The 19,469-nt window shown below is 54.7% G+C and carries 14 protein-coding genes; 13 read left to right on the top strand and 1 reads right to left on the bottom strand.

Translation table 11 applies throughout. The annotated features are described in order from the left end of the window. Positions 1-49 precede the first annotated feature (49 nt). The 11 genes from GC101_RS32325 (at position 50) to thrC (ending at position 14,632) form a co-directional block, all read left to right on the top strand. Positions 50-2,200, top strand: a complete 2,151-nt coding sequence (locus tag GC101_RS32325; protein WP_171720648.1) for an alpha-galactosidase — start codon at positions 50-52, stop codon at positions 2,198-2,200. A gap of 1,204 nt (positions 2,201-3,404) precedes the next feature. Beyond that, positions 3,405-3,749: a hypothetical protein gene (locus tag GC101_RS32320; protein ID WP_039310202.1), complete on the top strand. Its 345-nt coding sequence runs from the start codon at positions 3,405-3,407 to the stop codon at positions 3,747-3,749. 315 nt (positions 3,750-4,064) lie between these two features. Beyond that, positions 4,065-5,156 carry an ABC transporter substrate-binding protein gene (locus GC101_RS32315; protein WP_171720647.1) on the top strand — a complete coding sequence of 364 codons (1,092 nt, stop codon included), beginning with the start codon at positions 4,065-4,067 and terminating at the stop codon, positions 5,154-5,156. Between the two features lie 2 nt (positions 5,157-5,158). Next, positions 5,159-6,139 (top strand): nucleoside hydrolase, encoded by a 981-nt coding sequence (locus GC101_RS32310; RefSeq protein WP_171720646.1) that lies wholly within the window; start codon positions 5,159-5,161, stop codon positions 6,137-6,139. Then, positions 6,132-6,950 carry an ABC transporter permease gene (locus tag GC101_RS32305; RefSeq protein ID WP_039310210.1) on the top strand — a complete coding sequence of 273 codons (819 nt, stop codon included), beginning with the start codon at positions 6,132-6,134 and terminating at the stop codon, positions 6,948-6,950. Before GC101_RS32310 ends, GC101_RS32305 begins: the two co-directional genes overlap by 8 nt. Before the next feature lie 4 nt (positions 6,951-6,954). Then, complete coding sequence (locus tag GC101_RS32300) at positions 6,955-7,743, top strand: ABC transporter permease (protein ID WP_171720645.1); 789 nt, start codon at positions 6,955-6,957, stop codon at positions 7,741-7,743. Positions 7,744-7,773: 30 nt separating this feature from the next. Then, positions 7,774-8,844: an ABC transporter ATP-binding protein gene (locus GC101_RS32295; RefSeq protein WP_171720644.1), complete on the top strand. Its 1,071-nt coding sequence runs from the start codon at positions 7,774-7,776 to the stop codon at positions 8,842-8,844. Positions 8,845-8,866: 22 nt separating this feature from the next. Next, positions 8,867-10,588, top strand: coding sequence for an adenine deaminase C-terminal domain-containing protein (locus GC101_RS32290; RefSeq protein WP_171720643.1), 1,722 nt, complete (start codon positions 8,867-8,869; stop codon positions 10,586-10,588). A 1,290-nt stretch (positions 10,589-11,878) separates the two neighbouring features. After that, on the top strand, positions 11,879-12,433 hold the full coding sequence (locus GC101_RS32285) for a hypothetical protein (protein ID WP_171720642.1): 555 nt from the start codon (positions 11,879-11,881) through the stop codon (positions 12,431-12,433). Positions 12,434-12,527: 94 nt separating this feature from the next. Next, positions 12,528-13,022, top strand: a complete 495-nt coding sequence (locus GC101_RS32280; protein WP_171720641.1) for a CYTH domain-containing protein — start codon at positions 12,528-12,530, stop codon at positions 13,020-13,022. Between the two features lie 221 nt (positions 13,023-13,243). Then, positions 13,244-14,632, top strand: coding sequence for a threonine synthase (thrC, locus tag GC101_RS32275; RefSeq protein ID WP_171720640.1), 1,389 nt, complete (start codon positions 13,244-13,246; stop codon positions 14,630-14,632). Between the two features lie 571 nt (positions 14,633-15,203). Here thrC and GC101_RS32270 read toward each other — a convergent pair. Next, positions 15,204-16,490 carry a PucR family transcriptional regulator gene (locus GC101_RS32270; RefSeq protein WP_171720639.1) on the bottom strand — a complete coding sequence of 429 codons (1,287 nt, stop codon included), beginning with the start codon at positions 16,488-16,490 and terminating at the stop codon, positions 15,204-15,206. A 119-nt stretch (positions 16,491-16,609) separates the two neighbouring features. On the opposite strand from GC101_RS32270, the gene GC101_RS32265 reads away from it, so the two are divergent. Both GC101_RS32265 and GC101_RS32260 read left to right on the top strand, forming a co-directional pair. Beyond that, the gene (locus GC101_RS32265; RefSeq protein WP_171720638.1) at positions 16,610-18,550 is read left to right on the top strand and encodes an NAD(P)/FAD-dependent oxidoreductase; all 1,941 of its coding nucleotides are present in this window, start codon (positions 16,610-16,612) and stop codon (positions 18,548-18,550) included. Between the two features lie 24 nt (positions 18,551-18,574). Next, positions 18,575-19,396, top strand: a complete 822-nt coding sequence (locus GC101_RS32260) for an acetoacetate decarboxylase family protein (RefSeq protein WP_171720637.1) — start codon at positions 18,575-18,577, stop codon at positions 19,394-19,396. Positions 19,397-19,469: the final 73 nt, after the last annotated feature.

Here is a 19,469-nt window from a genome sequence, read left to right as displayed (position 1 = left end):
GGTTGCAGGTTGCAGATAATTAATCCTTAGGAGAGAAGGAATCAGGGCCATGGCGATTTGGGTTCAGGAAGACAAGGGGATATTCCACCTGCAGAGCACAGGGATGAGTTATGTGATCGGACTGGTGAATGGTTATCCGGCGCATCTCTATTGGGGAGGGCGGCTGCGTGAGGGCAGCAATCTGGACGGTTTGCTCCTGCCGGTGGCCCATGGCTCGCTGGACCGGCTGCCGCAGGAATATCCGCAATATGGAACCGGGGATTTCCGCGTTCCTGCCTATCAGGCCAAACTTGAGGATGGAACACGGGTCACTGAGCTGCGTTACAGCGGGTACCGCGTGACGGAAGGCAAACCGGAGCTTGCCGGATTGCCTTCCGTGTATGTGGAATCGCCGGAGGAAGCAGATACGCTTGAGCTTATCCTGAAGGATGATTACGCCAAGCTGACCGTGAAGCTGCGATATACGGTATATAAGGAACGGAATGTCATAGCGCGTTCCGTGGAATTCGTCAATGACGGCCCGGATACGCTGCAGCTACAGCGCGCCCTTAGTGCCTCTGTGGATTTCCCGGCGGCTGACATGGATATGATCTACCTGTCCGGTGCCTGGTCGCGGGAGGCCCAGATTACCCGCAGACGCCTGGAGCAGGGCAACTCTGCGATCCAGAGCCGCCGGGGAATGAGCAGCCATCAGCATAATCCGTTTGCTGCATTGGCCAAGGCCGGAGCTGATGAGAACCAAGGCGAGGTGTTCGGCTTCTCCCTGGTATACAGCGGCAATTTTGAAGCTGAGACAGAGGTAGATCCCTTCGGAACCACCCGGTTTACCATCGGTCTGAATTCCTTCGATTTCTCCTGGAAGCTGGAGCCGGGCGGATATTTCCAGACTCCGGAAGCGGTTATGGTCTACTCGGGACAGGGGATCGGAGAGATGTCTAGAACGTATCACCGTCTATACCGGACCCGTCTCTGCCGAGGAGAGTACAGGGACAAAGAACGTCCGATTCTGGTCAATAACTGGGAAGCCACTTATTTCGACTTCAACACCGACAAGCTGGAGGCGATTGCTGCCGAAGGAGCGAAGCTCGGCATTGAGCTGTTCGTGCTGGACGATGGCTGGTTCGGCAAACGGGATGCGGATAATTCCTCGCTGGGTGACTGGGTAGAGGATCTGCGCAAGCTGCCGGGCGGGTTGGCTGACCTGGCGCAGCGGGTGAACGGCCATGGCCTCAAATTCGGCCTGTGGGTTGAGCCGGAGATGATCTCGCCTGATAGCGATCTGTACCGCAGTCACCCGGACTGGTGTCTGCATGTGCCGGGCCGCCGCCGCAGTGAAGCCCGCTGGCAGCTGGTACTGGATTATACCAGGGCTGAGGTACGGCAGTATATTTTCGAGTCGCTTAGCCGTATCTTCTCTTCAGTTCCGGTAACCTACATTAAATGGGATATGAACCGCTGTCTGACCGAGATCGGCTCGGCGCAGCTTCCGGCAGACCGGCAGGAAGAAACTGCGCACCGTTATGTACTCGGGCTGTACGAACTGCTTGAACGGTTGACATCGGCATTCCCCCATATATTGTTCGAGAGCTGCTGCAGCGGGGGCGGCCGTTTCGATCCCGGCATGCTCTACTATATGCCGCAGACCTGGACCAGCGATGACACCGATGCGGTAGAACGCCTGAAGATTCAGTATGGCACCAGCCTAGTCTATCCGGCCAGCTCCATGGGAGCACATGTCTCTGCGGTGCCGAATCATCAGGTGGGCCGGTTCACGCCGCTGTCCTTCCGGGGGGATGTCGCCATGTCCGGCAACTTCGGTTATGAGCTCGATCTGACGAAGTTCACTCCGGAGGAGAAGGAGCTGGCGAAGGCTCAGGTGGCGAATTATAAGGGAATCCGCAGCCTGGTGCAGCAGGGCAATCTGTACCGGCTGGAGAGCCCGTTCGAGGGCAATGATACAGCCTGGATGTTCGTCTCGGATGATCAGCGCGAGGCGCTGGTCTATTACTTCCGGGTACTAGCCATGCCGCACCCGCCGCGCAAGATGCTTCTGCTCGGGGGCCTGAACCCGGACCTCGACTACCGTATTGAAGGCAGCGGCGAAGTCTACGGCGGGGACTGCCTGATGCAGGCCGGTCTGCTGCTGCCGGAGGTCCAGCGGGACTTCGTGAGCGGCTGCTACCACCTGAAGGCTGAATAATAAACAGCAGGCAGATCATAAGGGAAAGGGGAAGCCGGGGAAACCTTGGCTTCCCCTATTCTGTATAGAAAGCTGTAGCATGTGAATAATTAGGGATGCGGCAAAGAGGAGCAGAAGTAGAAGATGAAGCAGATGAGATAGCATTAGCAGATGAGGCAGACGTAGCAGAAATTAGCAGCAATAGCAGTAGTAGCAGACGTAGCAGACGAGACAGAAATAGCAGTAGTAGCAGAAGTAGCAGATGTAGAAGACGTAGTAGATGTAGCAGACGATGCAGTAGCAGACGTAGCCAGAAGTAGCAGCAATAGCAGATGAGGCAGACGTAGCAGAAGTAGAAGACGTAGCAGATGTAGTAGATGTAGCAGATGAAGCAGACGTAGCAGCAGTAGCCAGATGAAGCAGATGAAGCAGCAATAGCAGACGTAGCGGGATGTAGCAGCATTGGCAGTTGTAGCCAGATGTAGCAAATATAGCAGCAGTAGCAGATGAAGTAGCATTGCAGTCGTAGCCAGACGAAGTACTATTAGCAGCTATACTCCCTTTGCCGTTATTTGTCGGTTTTTGTTAGCTTCGGTTCGGACATAGAATTAAGCAGGTTAACTGTAAATAGGCTGAACTTCATTTCCCGAGAGCCGCGGCTGAGTCGAACGATATTCACCTGATAGATTGTACTTGAGTATGCCCGATTCAGAAGGAGTCTGCGCTTGCCAGTATATAGAGAGTAACCCATGTGCAGCGTATAGCGGTTAATTGTATTTTCTGCAACTAAAGAGCGGAAATTGGACCGGATTCCCGGGTTAACTGTATTCTGTACACTTAAAAATAGCGGCAGCACCTCTTTTGCGGAATATGGGGGTTTTTAACTGTACAAACTGCAATTAAAACGCCCGCAGCGCGATAAATGATCATTTTAGTTGTACGAAATACAGTTAGAACAGAGCTGGAGTAAAATTGGAACGCTAGTCTAGCAGCGAACTGCTGCAATCCAATTCCAGTAAAGCATTTGGTGTGAGTCCGGTGGTAATGGGGTGTCGATCCGGAGGATTTCAGTTCATTCCACATAACTGTTAGCCAGGCATCGTTCGGGTTTGGCGTTACTTTCATGTTATATTCAGCTTTTTTCTTGCCGGAAAAGCTAGAATTATGTATAATAGCAATTATTATCGATGTGAATGTACGATATTCTGTTTTCGAAGGTGGTTGCATGGCAGAACTGGAAAACAGCGAGCAGAAGAAGAAGATGTGCCAGATCTACAATGAGATCTCCAAGGAATTGTTTGGTTTCGGGACGACCCTGCTCCGCGTTACTGTCGATCAGCGGGTCATTACCTTTCACGCCAAGCACCGCAGGTCTCCACGGTCGACCGCCCTGGAAGGGGAGGCGCCGGAGCTTAAGCAGGAAGTAGACTTCCGGATGTCGCTGCTGTTTAAGAAGAGATTCAAGGAACGGCTCGAAGCAGAGATGGGCTTAACGATTGAGGTTCTGCTGAGGGATTATGATGCACCAACCGGATGGGCTTTTACCAATATGATATTGGCCGGGGAATGAAGCATTTCAGTCAATGAATTTTGAATATCACGGATTTTTGCTTTTGATCTATCTTAAGCGAAGACCGTCCTTCTATAACGGGGTAGCTCTTTCCTTTGTTTATACAAAGAAAAGTGTTCTTGTTCCTACAAGAATGCTTTTCTTTTTTTTGTGAAAAAATAAGGCAAACCAAGTTTTTATTACCAACAGGGGGTGCTGCTGATCCGTTGTCTGCTGCCGATTGCTTAATGGAAGACTGACAGAACATGCCGTATGTATAGGATGACCGCTGGAATTGTACCGCATATTTAATTACATTTGGGAGGTTATTTACTAATGAATAAATTAATGACTACAGGCCTTGCTCTTGCTTTGACTTCTCTGCTTGCCGCTTGCGGCAACAACAATACCGCTGCGACAAACGGCGCCGGTACGGACAATGCAGCTACACCGGAAGCAACATCTGCGGGTGCGCCAACGGAATTAGTGGTCTCAACCTGGGGATTCTCGGAGGATTTCTTCAAGGAAGCTGTCTACGCTCCTTTTGAGAAAGAGCATAATGTCAAAATCGTCGTCGAGATCGGCAACAACGCCGAGCGCCTGAACAAAATCCGCCAGGGCAGCTCCGATGTAGATGTAGTCTATCTGTCTGACTATTATGCGCAGCAGGCTATCAATGAAGGACTGTTCGAAACGATCGACCGCAGCAATATTCCGAACATCGACAAAATCTATGATATTGCCAAAGCACCGCTTGGCGAAGAATATGGTCCGGCGTACACCGTTGGCCGTCTGGGAATTGCCTATAACCCGGCACTTGTTGATGGAGAAGTGGGTTCATGGGCAGATATGTGGAGTAAGTTCGACAAGAACCTGGCGCTGCCGGCGATTACTGCCACAGCGGGTCCAATGATTGTGGATGCGGCATCGCTCGTGTCGGGCGGTACAGAGTTCAATGAAGACGGAGCCTTCACGAAGCTGAAGGAGCTGGACAGCAATGTGGTCAAATATTACTCCCAGACTTCGGAGTATGTAAATATGTTCGGCCAGGAGGAAATTGCCGGCGGTCCGATTATGGAAATGTACTTCAAGGATCTCCAGGCAGCCGTGCCGGATGCCAAGTTCGTAGCTCCGTCTGAAGGTGCTTATGCCGTAATGAATACGGTCAACGTGGTCAAAGGCAGTGACAATAAAGAGCTCGCCGAAGAGTTCATCAACTGGCAGCTGAGCCAGGAAGTGCAGGAGAAATCGGCCAAAGCCAAAGTCGATTCCCCGGTAAACACAGAAGTTGTGCTGACGGACGAAGAAGCAGTAGGCGTAACGTACGGTGCAGAGGTAATCAGCAAGCTGCGCAAGCTGGACATGTCCTTCGTGAACGAGCATATCTCCGTGTGGACAGACCGCTTCAACCGTGAGATTGGCGGCTAAGGATGACTGGACGTAAAAAAGTCATTCTCGATGTAGATACAGGGGTGGATGACGCGCTGGCAATTATGCTGGCCGTCACGAGCGGACAGCTCGACATTCTGGGGATTAGCACAGTCAGCGGCAACGTCTCGCTGGATCAGGCGACCCTGAATACCTGCAAAATTCTGGAGCTGCTCGGCGTATCCGGGCAGATTCCGGTCTTTCGCGGAGCGGACAAGCCGCTTGTCCGTGATACCGTGTTCGAGCACCGTGTGCACGGCTCGGACGGCATCGGCGGTGCACTGCGCGACATGACGGTAACGAAGCAGGCGGAAGCAGAGCGGGCGGAGGACTTCATCATCCGCCAGGTGCTGGCGCATTCCGGTGAGGTCACGCTGATTATGACCGCGCCGCTGACCAATCTGGCGCGCGCGCTGCACAAATGTCCGGAGCTTACGCAGCATGCCGCCGAAGTGATTGTGATGGGCGGTGTGGTGCAGGGCTTCGGCAACATTACGCCGACCGCCGAATACAACATGTATGTCGATCCGGAGGCGGCCAAGCTGGTGCTGGCTGCGGGCTTCCCGCAGCTGACGCTGGTCGGGCTGGATGTAACCCGCCGGGCGCTGCTCAGCGCGGAGGATATCGCGAAGCTGCGTATTCCGGCGGTTCGCGAATATGTGGAGCAGAGTACGGCAGACTACCGTACGCGCTATTTTGAACGTAACGGTGTGCAGGCCTGTGCGCTGCATGATCCGCTGGCGGTAGGTGTGGCGCTGAACCGGGAGTTTGTTAATGTGCAGAAGTATTACGTGGACGTGGAAACCCGCAGCGAGCTATGCGACGGGCAGACGGTCTGCGATTTCCAGAACAGGCTGAACAAGCCGGCCAATGCCGGCGTCTGTCTGGAGGTGGACGCGCCAGCTTTTCTGGAGTGCTTCATTAATAGCCTGAATAGCTTGAATCAAGAACCGAAGAAGGACGGGAGTCATGAGAATGAATAAAAGAGTGCTGCTTCTCCTGCTGCCGGGCCTCTTATTCCTGGCGGCCTTCATGCTGGTCCCGATCACGCTGACCATTGCCTCCACCTTTGTGCAGGACGGAAAGCTGACGCTGGAAGGGTATTTGTATTTTTTCCGTGACGGGTACTTTAACCGCATCCTGCTGACTACGCTACGGGTAAGTGTGGTGACTACGCTGGTCTGCATGGTGCTCGGGTATCCGGCGGCTTATTATATCTCGCGGGCCAGCGCGCGTAAGAAGAGCCTTCTGCTTGCGCTGTCGATTTTTCCGCTGCTGACCAGTCCCGTTGTGCGTTCATTCAGCTGGATGATTATTCTAGGCAAAAAAGGGCTGATCAACTCGTTCCTGGTGAACACCGGATTGATCGCGAAGCCGCTCGACATTCTGTATACGCCGACCGCGATGATGATCGGGCTGGTGCATCTGTTCCTGCCGCTGATCATTATTACGCTGCTCGGAGTGATGGAGAATCTGGACCATGAGCTGGTCCGGGCGGCGCGCAGTCTGGGCGCTTCCCCGTTTGCCGCGTTCCGCAAAATCACCTTCCCGCTGACCGTGCCGGGGCTGATCATCGGCGGGATTCTGGTCTTCGTCGGCAGTCTCACGGCGTATACCACGCCGGCGCTACTCGGCGGTAAGGAACGGGTGGTCTCCACCTTCCTGTATCAGAATGCCATGACGCTGAATGACTGGCAGGCGGCTTCGGTGATCGCGGTAATTATGATCGTTATTACATTTGTGGTGGTTGGGCTGATGAATGCCTGGGCCAACCGCTTGAATCCGAAGGGGTGAGAATATGAAGGAAGGTAACCGCATGCTGTCCCTGTACACGCTGCTGGTCTTTATTTTTCTGCTGGGTCCGCTCGTAATCATCTCCATTACTTCCTTTGAGCCGGGCACGGTCCTGAAATTCCCCCCGGAGGGCTTTTCGCTGAAGTGGTATAAGAATATCTTTGAGGTCAGCGCCTTTATGGAGACCTTCAGGACTTCCATTGTCATCTCGCTGCTCGGCAATCTGCTGGCGCTCCTGCTGGGTGTGCCTGCGGCTTACGCGCTGAGCCGTTACCGGTTCCACGGGCGGGACACGCTGAATGCGGTATTCCTGTCGCCGGTGCTGATTCCCGGGATTGTGCTGGGCTTCACACTGCTGCGTTATCTGATTGTGGTGTACAATCTGCCGATTGTGGCGGGGCTGCTGATCGGACATACGGTGATTATGCTGCCTTTTATTATCCGGGTGATTGCTTCGAGTCTGGAGAATTTTGATTTCGCGGTGGAAGAGGCGGCGCAGAGCCTGGGGGCGACCCGAGTATACACTTTCTTCAAAGTCGTGCTGCCCAACATCCGCTCAGGAATATTGGCGGCCATTCTGATCGCTTTCCTGGAGTCGTTCAACAATGTGGATATCTCCGTGTTCATGACGGGGCCAGGGATCAGTACCCTGCCAATTCAAATGCTGACCTATGTGCAAAATTACTTCGATCCCACGATTGCCGCGATTTCGGTCATTCTGATGGTGCTCACGGCAGCGCTGATGTTCATCATCGAGCGGCTGATGGGCTTCGCCTATTTCACCAAACGATAACCTATTCAAAGATAATGGGGGCCTAGAGCAATGTCACTACTCAGTCTTGAACATGTATCGGTTGCTTATGACAACCGTTTGATCTTAGAGGATTTCAACCTGTCGCTGCAAAAAGGCCAGCTGCTCTCCCTGCTCGGACCCAGCGGCTGCGGCAAAACAACCACCCTGCGGCTGATCGCCGGCTTCCTGAATGCCGAGGCAGGGAATTTCATGTTCTCCGGCAAGGATTATACCAAGGTTCCTGTGGAGAAAAGGAATTTCGGCTTCGTATTCCAGAGCTATGCGCTGTTCCCGCATCTGTCGGTGTTTGACAATGTGGCGTTCGGCCTGCGGCTGCGCAAGCTGAAGGAAGCGGAGGTTAAGAAGCGGGTGAACCGGATGCTGGAAACGGTCAGTCTCGGCGGTTTTGAGAAAAGACTGCCGGGCGCCCTGTCCGGCGGACAGCGCCAGCGGGTAGCGATTGCCCGGGCGCTGGTCATCGAGCCGGATCTGCTGCTGTTCGATGAGCCGCTGAGCAATCTCGATGCCAACCTGCGGGTCAACATGCGGGTAGAGATCCGCCGCATCCAGCAGGAGCTGGGCATCACCACCGTCTACGTCTCCCATGACCAGGAGGAATGCTTCTCAATCTCCGATCAGGTCGCCGTTATGAATAACGGGAAGATCGAGCAGTTGGATCATCCGGCGAACATCTTCAAATATCCGGCCAGTGAATTTGTGGCCCGGTTTATCGGGTTTGGGAACTTTATTGCTTTTGACGGACGGAATGATGAGGGGGCGGATATTGAGCTGAGCCGTGGTGAGCTGAAATTCCAGGCAGCTAAGCGGCCGGGCGGCGAGGGTAATACCGGACTGCTCGGAGCGATTCGTCCCGACGATCTGCAGCTGCTTGGCGCTGGGGCGGATATGGGCACAGGCACAGAGGGGAATGCTTTGACCGGCAAAGTGCAGGTCAGCACGTACCTCGGCCGCAGCTACCAGTATCAGGTAGAGACGGAGCTTGGGGTATTCACGGTCAATCAGGAGATGGAGCAGCCGTTCATTCAGGGACAGCAGGTCACGGTTTATTTTCCAAAAGAGAAGCTGGTGCTGGTGCAGTAGCGCGTCATAAGGAGCATACACGATGAATACAGATCAACTTATACTGAACGCTAAGGTCTACAACAGTTACTATAAAAGATTTGAGACGGCGAATGTGGCCGTTAAGGAAGGGCGTTTTCTCTACGTGGGTCCTCTTGGCGCAGAGACGTTTATGGCTGAAGAGATCATTGAAGCTGAGGGATTGTATCTGGTGCCCGGCCTGATTGATATCCATCTGCATATTGAGAGCACGATGATTACACCGGAGACCTTCTCCTACGGCATTCTGCAGCATGGGGTGACCACGATTGTTCCCGAGCCGCATGAGATGGCCAATGTGTTCGGGGTAGAGGGCGTCCATGAGATGATCCGGGCCAGCCGGGATTGCCAGGTAGACATGTTCTATGCGATCCCGAGCTCGGTGCCGGCGACAACGCTTGAGACTACAGGCGGCTCAATTGAGATCTCTGATATCGACGAGCTGATGGAGACGCAGCGGATGATCTGCCTGGGTGAAGTCATGAACTTTGTGGATGTGATCCGCGATCCTGAGGGGAAAAGCAACCGCATCCTCCAGCATGTCCGCAGCCGCTATCCGGGCCTGGTCATTGAAGGGCATACGCCGAAGCTGCTGGACCTCGATCTGCACCGCCTGATCTATGCAGGGATTGATTCCGATCATACCCATCAGAGTATCGAAGGGCTGACCGCACGGATCGCGGCCGGGATGTTCATCGAGATCCAGGAGAAATCGATGACACCTGAAGTCGTGGATTATCTGATCGGTCATCCGGTGAGTGAGCATTTCTGCTTCGTGACGGATGATGTCATGACCGATTCGCTGGTGCAGACCGGCCACCTGGACCATCTGGTTCGTAAAGCCATCGCCATGGGCATGGCGCCGGAGGACGCAGTCTATGCGGCTACGTTCACCCCGGCGCGGCGGATGAAGCTGGATGACCGCGGCGTGATCGCACCGAACAAAACCGCCGATTACCTGCTGCTGTCCGACCTCGACAGCTTCGCCATTGAGGCGGTGTACAAGCGGGGCTTGCAGGTCTATGACCGCAAGCGCCCGCAGGCACAGGTCGTGAGTGAGCCGCAGTTCCCGGCTCACTTCTATAAGAGTGTGCAGCTGGAGCCGCTGGCGGAGGCTGACTTCACGGTGCCTGCTGCGCTAACGGACGGCCGCTACGGCGCCCGCGTGATGATGGTCAACAACGTGTCCACGTTTACCGAGGAGAAGCATGTGGAGGCCGGAGTGAAGGACGGCCTGCTGCAATGGGAGGAGACCGGCTGCGGTCTCATCGCGACCTTCGAGCGGTACGGCAAGAACGGCAACCGTGCCTATGGCCTGATCGGCGGAGACACGATCAAGCGCGGCGCGGTCGCGACTACGTATTCGCACGACAACCACAATCTGCTGGTTGTCGGACATAACGCGGCGGACATGGTTTTGGCCGCCAATACAGTGATTGCGGAGCAGGGCGGCTTCTGCGTCGCCTGCGGCGGCGAGGTGCTCGCGCTGCTGGCGCTGCCGGTCGGCGGCATCCTGACCGAAGCGCCGCTGGCCGAGACTGCGGAGCAGGTGCTGGCGCTGCGCACGGCGATGGAATCGCTGGGCTACAATCACTACAACCCGATTATGTCCATCAGCACCCATTCGCTGCCGGTCAGCCCGGCGCTGAAGATTACGGACCACGGCCTGATTGATGTCGGAGCCGGCAAGGTAGTGCCGCTGCTGTTCCCGCTTGGGGACGAGTAAGGGGAGTCGGGGATTGCAGCGGGATTAGCCGGAAGAGCTGGCAGAGGGGCTGGCAGGGAAGCTGGCGGAAGAGCTGGCAGGGAAGCTGGCGGAAGAGCTGGCAGAGAAGCTGGAAGAAAAGCTAGCTGAAAGGCTTGTAGAGAAGCTGGATGCAGAGTTAGCAGAAGCACTGGCGGAAGAGCTGGAAGTAGAGTTAGCAGAAGCATTGGCAGAAGAGCTGGCAGAGAAGGGTGTCCCGGTGGGATGCCCTTCTTTGTTATTAGCAGTACCTTTGAATTCACCGCTAGAAGTAGGCTGGGTGGAGGGATGGAAGGGATGAATCTCCCTGAACCGCTGGAAGTGGGCGGCAGGCGGGAATGAGGGGCAAAAGTGCCCCTGAATCCGCCGAAAGCGGGCGGCGGGGGAGAACGAGGGGCAAAAGTGCCCCTGAATCCGCCGAAAGCGGGCGGCGGGGGAGAACGAGGGGCAAAAGTACCCCTGAATCGGCCGAAAGTGGGCGTCAGGGGAGAACGAGGGGCAAAAGTACCCCTGAATCCGCCGAAAGTGGGCGTCAGGCGGGAACGAGGGGCAAAAGTGCCCCTGAATCCGCCAAAAGTGGGCGTTCGGCGAGAATGAGGTGCATTAGTGCCCCTGAATCCGCCAAAAGTGGGCGTTCGGCGAGAATAAGGTGCATTAGTGCCCCTGAATCTGCCGAAAGTGGGCGGCCGACGAGAATGAGGTGCATTAGTGCCCCTGAATTGGCCAAAAGTGGGCCTTAGTGGGATCATCAGTAGAGTGAAGCGGACTGAGAAGCTCCTATTTCTCGAAAAAGCCTAGTTTTGAGGCTGAAGCGGACTGAGATTCCGTTATCTTGTGACTTCGGGCTTAAAATGAGAGATTTCGGAACACATAGCGGAATCTCAGTCCGATTGGCCAGTGATTTCGCCTGATCTGACCAAATAACGGAATCTCAGTCCTCTTGCTAGTCGAGGAGTGGCAAAGCCTTCGCAAGTCCCGCCAAGCCCCGCTCTCGCAAGTCGCAAATCCCGCCAAGCCCCCGCTCTCGCAAGCCGCAAATCCCGCCAAGTCCCGCCAAGCCCCCGCTCCCACCAAGCCCCACCGTCTCGCCAAGCCCTCACCCATACTTTATGCTCCCGCTAACCTCCACCCGCATTTGCCCAACGAGCGGTTTTGTGCCTGAACACCCAGGCAGGAGCGGGTTTTAGTATACATAGCTGGCGAGCGAGGTTTTTACTGTAACCAATATTGTATATAATGGAACAAATATCGGATTTCGGAGGAGGTACTTGGGTGACGGAGACAGAGCGGTTGAACGGGCCGGAGAATATGGAGCAGCCGGGAGAGCAGGGAGGGCCAGGAATGCGGGGGAAGCCGGGAAAGCCGGGAAAGCGGAAGAAGCTTACGCTGGGCCGGATCTTCCTGATTATTTTCCTATTGGGGCTTGCGGTTTATCACGTAGGTACGATCGCACAGATGTTCACCTCCTTTGAGGCAAGGGTGTCCAGCCGTATCAGCCTGGAGGATATCACCTCCATAGAAATTACCCGATCATTGCCGGAAACGGCAGATGACGTCGTGGTTACGGTGACCGATCCGGCAGAAATCGCGGGGATCATGAATGCTTTTGCCGGAGTTAAGTTAAGAAGCTCCTATGCTTCGCATGATTTCACCAGAAGCTACTGGATTCATATCGATGTGAACAAATACTACCGGTTCTCGATTAGAGTGGATGACGCCAAGTATATCTCGATCAGTGATTCCTCCCGGCGAGACAAGTACAGCAGCGGATCTTTTAAAATCATCAACGATTATGACATCGGGTCGATCGACCGCCTGTTTCCGTGAGAATCCGCCGCTTCCGGTTGACTTGCGTAGGACCCGCCCCTATGATGATAAATAATATGTAACATTAGGCTCGTACACAGAGGAGAGAAACAGCATGGCTATGGAGATTGAACGCAAATTCCTGCTGCCGGAATACCCGGAGCGGCTTATTGAAGAAGGACAGCTGAAGGTGCTCACCCGGCACAGTATTGACCAGACGTATTTAGCGATTGAGGACGGGCAGGAGCTGCGGGTACGCAAAATTACCGACCTGGATACGGGCGAGGTTACTTACACACATACGTTCAAGGATGGCAAAGGCATCAGCCGCCAGGAGATCGAATATTCCATTTCGGCTGGTTTATATAATCAGATGATCGAGGCTGTGAAAGCTGTAGCCCTGGTCAAAACCCGCATCACAGGCGTATGGAACGACACGACGGTGGAGATTGATCTCTACACTCAGCTGGAGCTTACGGTGCTGGAGGTTGAATTCGATTCGCTGGAGGAAGCGGAGAGCTTCATCGCCCCGGAATGGTTCGGCCAGGATGTCAGCACAGAGAAGAAGTACAGCAACAAAACCGTCTGGAAGCAGCTGCAGAACAAATAGTGTCCATAGGCATAATGCGGTGAATAGGATACGGGCGAAACTTCGCTTTATTTTAAAAAATAACGCCAATAATTAACGGACTTTAACGCGTAAACGTGTTACTATGTAAAGTAAAATTAAGCACCATATAAGCTGAACTTAAGAATGATGGCGAGTATTGTTATATGGTCAGTTAATATCAGCTGGTTAAATAAAGAGGGGTTCAGGAGGATGAGACGGGTATGGAGTATGTAAGCACAAGAGGCAAGGTGGAAGCAAGAGGCTTTATTGACACGGTTCTGATGGGACTGGCGGATGATGGCGGGTTGATGGTGCCTTTTCAGATTCCTACGGTTTCCCCTGAAAAGCTTGAAGAATGGAGAAGCCTCAGCTTCCAGGAGCTATTCCTTGAGATTTTCTCCTACTATACCAATGATGAAATTCCCTATGATGACTTAAAAGAAATGGTCTACACCAGCTACGGCAATTTCCGCGCTCCGGAAGTCACACCGCTGCACAAAGTAAACGACTCCCTGTATGTGCTGGAGCTGTTCCACGGGCCTACGTTTGCCTTCAAGGATGTGGCGCTGCAGTTCATGGGTGAGCTGTATTCCTATATTGCCAAGGTGCGGGGCGAAATTATTCATATTCTCGGCGCAACCTCGGGCGATACCGGAGCGGCTGCAATCCAGGGCGTACGCGGTAAAGAAGGCATCAAAATCTGTATTCTTCATCCGCACGGCAAGGTCAGCAAGGTGCAGGAGCTGCAAATGACGACCGTAGATGACAGCAACGTGCTGAACCTGTCCGTGGAGGGTAACTTCGACGATTGCCAGAAGATCATCAAGGAGCTGTTCGCCGACCTCGACTTCAAGGGACGGTATCACCTGCGGGCGATCAACTCGATCAACTTCGTGCGGATTCTGGCGCAGACGGTCTATTATTTCTATGCCTACCTGCAGCTTCCGGAGAGTGACAAGAAGAAGGTGAATATCAGCGTGCCTTCGGGGAACTTCGGCAATATTTTCTCAGGCTTCCTGGCGCAGAAAATGGGGCTGCCGATCAACAAGCTGATCATCGCCACCAATGAGAACAACATTCTCGAACGGTTCGTGTTAACCGGCGAATACAAACCGGGCAGCTTCACGGGCACCTATAGCCCGTCGATGGATATCCAGGTAGCAAGCAACTTCGAGCGTTATCTGTATTATTTGCTCGGTGAGGATACAGTGAAGCTGTCCGAATATATGGCTGCGTTGCAGAGTGAGGGCGCCATCACGGTTGACGGCGAACTGTTTGCCCGGGTGCAGGCCGACTTCTCGGCGCTGGGTGTCAAGAATGCGGAATGCCTTGCGACGATCAGCAAATACGAGCAGGAATCCGGCTATCTGCTGGACCCGCATACGGCATGCGGGGTTGCGGCTTACGAGAAGTTCAGCGCCCCGGGTGAGACAAGCATCGCCTTCGCGACAGCGCATCCGGCCAAGTTCGACGAGGCGATTGCCCTGACCGGCATCAAGCAGGAATTTCCGGCGCAGATTGCTGCCCTGTTCGAGCTACCGCAGCATCAGGTTGTGGTCGATCATGATAAGGCGGAGATTGTGCGCCAGCTGCAGGCTTTTTACGGTTAAAAAGGTTCGGGGGTCTATACAGGTCCCGCTCCCTGAATAGGGATAAACAGCCCGCGCTCTTCTGGAGCGGGGGCTGTTTATGTTGTGTGTTTATTGTCTTGTAACGAATAGTGCTATAGCCGCCGCGCTGCATCAATGCTACTGCTAGTCCGCAGGGGGACTCGATATAGTTATGAAATCCGGCTAAGCAGCTTCCTAGTGGAGTAAGAGTGTGGGTGTGGATGAGTAAGGGTAAGGGGAAGAGTAAATGAGTATTAGTATGAAGTATGAGTATGAGCGGGCTCTATATAGTCGTGATTGCACTATGTGCAATAGCCATCTGCTCTATGCCAAATTCCGCACCAGCCGTCCTTCCGGCTGGTAGAACAAGGGCCGTTTGGCTCTTCACCGCCCATCAAGCCAGCGTTAGCCGCAGCGCCCCGCACATTAAGCCAACTTAGCAGCAGCGCGCCCCGCCCAGCAAACTTGCTCGGCAGCCTTCGCCGTCTGTCAAGCCAGCGTTGGCTGCGCCTCACCGCCCACCAAGCCAGCGGTAGCTCCTAGCCGCCCGGCAAATTTACCGGGCGCCCCCTTACCGCAAAGGCAGCGCCTCCTGCTGCGCTTGCTGCTCCCTAGCCTTGTCGCAGAAATCGGCGATTTTGTAGGAAACGTAGTAGGCGAGCATCTTCTCGGAATCGGTGAAGCCGGTCTCCAGCTGTCTGCTGATCTGGTCGAGCTTGTACCGGAGGGTATTCCGGTGAATGTACAGCTCTTCGGAAGCAAGCTGCATGTTACGGTTGTGCTTGAGATAGATGTAGAAGGTGTGGTACAGATTGGATTGATGGGCGGCATCGTATTCCTGCAGCTTCCGGAGCTCCGGATGGCGGTAGCACTGCTCCCCGCCTGACAGCACCTCTGCAGGCAGCAGCTCGTAGAGCTGGACATCGGCATAATAGGTCAATTGGCGTTCCGGGCAGAGAATCCGGCCGATCCGGATGGCGCTCAGCGCCTGAAGATAGTGCAGCCTGCACTGATTGAGGCTGGAGAACATGCTGCTGATTCCCAGACTGACTCCGGTCTGGCCGAGGAATTCCTGCAGCGGCCCGAAGGCGAGCTCCCGGGAGAGGCTGCCGTTATGGATCAGCACAATCCGTCCCTCATAATAGGCGCAGGGACTGCCGGGAAATAAATATTGCAAGCGCTCTCTTAAATAGTCATCATAACGCCCCGAATCGACGTATCCGGTCAGATCGAACAGCAGCACAAGCAGGTCCTTCCCGAGCCTTAAGTCAGCTGACTGCAGCCGCTCCTGAAGGGTATTGCTGTCCTGCAGCTGCTGCTCCAGCAGCCCGCAGATGATATCTTCTACTTTTATATTCTTGGCGTTCCGGTAGTAGCTGCTCTTGCCCATTTCTTCGGCAAGCACGGTGGCGGTGAGGGTCAGCAGTTCACTGTCTATCGGCCGGAAGGAATGCTTGCAGCCCAGGAGCAGCACATTGCCGATTGGTTTGCCGCCTACTTTTATTTTGGAGATCAGCTTGGTGTTAGAGGTTTCTTCACAGGCCACTTCGTAGGAAGCATCGCTCTGCTTGCCCCGCCGGACACTGTCCATCCTGTTCACAGCCGCAATGAAATCATAAGAGCAGTACCCTTTGCGGATGTTCTCGCTCCAGATGTAATCATCGATATCCTCACGCCCGGAATGGGCCACAATTCTGAAGCTTGCGTCAAAAACAATCACGGGATTGCGCAGCAGTCCTGCAGCCGTCTGCACGATGCCGGCAAGGCCGGCCCCTGAGATGAATGCCGTGAACAAGGCTGCGGTGAAATGCTCGGTTTCGAGTCTGTCAAGCTGCGGTTCATTTAAGGAAATATCCATTGGTATCGCCCCCTTATTATCATAGTGCACTGTGCACTATAAAGAAGTGATTTTTGGCGCTTGTAAATATATTCACAAAGTCTCGGCGGACTTACACTAAGGGTGGAGGTGCTGAGCAGATGAAATACGAGAAACTGTTTGCAGCAGGAAGAATAGGACGCCTTGAGCTTAGAAACCGGATTGTGATGCCTGCTATGGGCACATCACTGGCTGCGGCCAGCGGCGAAGCCTCGGATGAGATGATTGCTTACTATGAAGAACGTGCTGCAGGGGGCTGCGGTCTGATTATTACGGAGATTACCCGTGTAGACAATGAGACAGGAGTGGGCACACCCAATCAGCTGAACGCAAGTGATCTGCTGTATGTTCCCCGCCTGGAAAAGCTGGCCCGGGCTGTACACCGCCATGACAGCCGGATATTCCTACAACTCCAGCATCCGGGCCGGCAGAATCATGGCCGACTAATCGGCGGCAAGCAGATTGTCGCCCCGAGTGCAGTCATGTCCTCAGCCATCGGTGAAATGCCCCGGGAGCTGACGACAGAGGAAGTGGAAGCGCTGGTGGGCAAATTCGTCTTCGGGGCGTACATTGCCCAGCTGGCAGGAATCGACGGGGTTGAGATTCACGGCGCCCACGGCTATCTGATCGGTCAATTTCTCAGCCCGCTGACCAATCTGCGGACCGACAAATACGGCGGATCACTGGAAGGCCGGATGCGGTTTCTGTGCGAGATTGTGCAGGGGATCAAGAAGACCTGCGGAGCAGGCTTCCCGGTCTCTGTGCGGATTGACGGGGATGAATTCGTGCCGGGCGGGATTACGCTCGAAGAAGCGCTGCTTACCGCGCTGCAGCTGGAGAAGCTCGGTGTGGACTGCATTAATGTAAGCGCTGGTACTTATGAGTCGTCGAATACAATTATCGAGCCGATCTCCTATCCGCAGGGCTGGAAGAAGCATCTTGCCGCCGCAATGAAGCAGGCCGTGCAGATTCCGGTCATCGCCTGTGATGTGATCCGCAAACCGGATTTTGCCGAGTGTCTGCTGGAAGAAGGCAATACCGATTTCGTGGCGCTTGGCAGAGCATTGCTGGCTGATCCGCAGTGGGGCAACAAGGCAGCGGAAGGCCGGGAGGCAGAGATTAGAACCTGTATCTCCTGCCTGTACTGCATCCAGGAAGTGATGGAGTGCAAGGTGATCAAATGTGCGGTCAATGCCAGAGTTGGCCGTGAGCTGGAATTCCCTGAGCCGCAGCAGAACGGAGACGGCAGAGTCGTGGCTGTGGTCGGCGGCGGACCGGCAGGCATGGAGGCAGCGCGGGTTCTGGCGGAGCGGAAGTTCAAGCCTGTGCTGTTCGAGGCGCGCGATGTGCTGGGCGGCAGTGTGGAGCTGGGCAGCCGTCCGCCGCTGAAGGAGAAGCTGAACTGGTTCCTGGACAGCATGGAGCATCAGCTGGAACAGCTGCATGTGGATGTGCGGCTGTCAGAGAAGCCGACGCTGGAGCAACTGCGGGAGCTTGACCCGTACGCGGTATTCGTAGCCGCCGGGGCACAGCCGATTATTCCGGCAATCCCGGGAGTGACCGGGGACAATGTCTGCACAGTGGTGGATGTGCTTAGCGGGGCGGCAGTGATCAGGGATAAGCGGGTCGTGGTGATCGGCTCCGGGATGACAGGGCTGGAGACGGCTGAATATCTGGCTGAACAGGGGAATCAGGTCACTGTGGTGGAAATGCAGCCGAGGATTGGCCCGGATGCCTATCTGCCGAATCTGATCGATATCGTCACCCGGCTGAAGAAGAACGGTGTGCAGTTGCTGGCCTCAACGAAGCTGGTGGAGGTGCGGGAGGGTACTGTAGTGCTGGAGAATGTCTCAACGGGTGATATTTCCGTTCAGGATACCGATGCCGTAGTGCTGTCCATCGGTGTTAGCCCGGAACGCGGTTTCGTGAATGAGCTTAAGCGGGTGATGCCGCAGGTGAAGGTGCTGGGCGACGCCGCGAAGCCGGGCAGAATCGGCCAGGCCATCCAGTCCGGCTTCGAGACGGCTTATGTGCTGAAGTAATACCAATTTAAGGAGGGTTCATGTATGGGGAGTTTTGTGAAAAGCCCGGCCGATATCCGGCAGTACGGCGGCAGACCGACGACCTTTTATGATGCGGAGATGCTGACAGTCTACTGGGAGACGAAACCCGAGATTATTGAACGGCTGCTGCCGAAGCCGCTGAAGCCTGCGGGCCGGCCGCTGGTGAATGCCTTTATAGCCGATTACCCGGCAACGAATTTCTGTCCGCCTTACCGTGAAGCCGGATTGTTCGTGCTGGCCGATTACAACGGGGAGCTGGGCAACTATTGTCTGTCGATGCCGATCACCAGCGACATTGGCATGGCGATGGGCCGTGAGGTGTGCGGGCTGCCGAAGAAGATGGCGGATGTCCGCATGCAGGTAGAAGGTGACTCCATCAGCGGCTCGATCGGCCGGCAAGGGATTGATTTTTTCAGCATACACGCTCAAATGGCTGAAGTCTTCAATGATCCTGAAGCTGAAGGGATTCTGGAGCAATTCTACGGCAAGGACATCCCGCTCTACAACATCAAATATTCCAATGCGGTGGACGGCAGCGGCTTCGACCTGATGCCAATCCTCGTGACCCAGCGTCTGGTCAGCGACGTCAAGGTGTACAAAGCAGCGGAAGCATCGGTGATGTTCCAGGAATCCCCGCATGATCCGTGGAGCGAGCTCGAAGTCGTCAAGATGCTGGGAGCCGTCTATACTGTCAGCACTAATGTGCTGGAGAAGGGCAGGGTGCTGGAGCCGCTCCATCCGATGGAGTTCCTGCCTTACTGCTATCTCCGCTGGGACTGGTGGGAGAACAAGCTGCAGCCTGAGACTGCGGAGAGCTCCGTATAACGGGGACTACGGTGCGGGATCAGAGCTGATGCATTCATTGTTATAGCCTAATCTGACAAATTTGAGGAGGATT

Origin of the sequence: Paenibacillus phytohabitans (assembly GCF_013141775.1) — a bacterium.
GTDB lineage: Bacteria > Bacillota > Bacilli > Paenibacillales > Paenibacillaceae > Paenibacillus_AQ > Paenibacillus_AQ phytohabitans.
The sequence above is the reverse complement of the archived record's forward strand: the minus strand, read 5'-3'. Positions and strand labels throughout refer to the sequence as shown.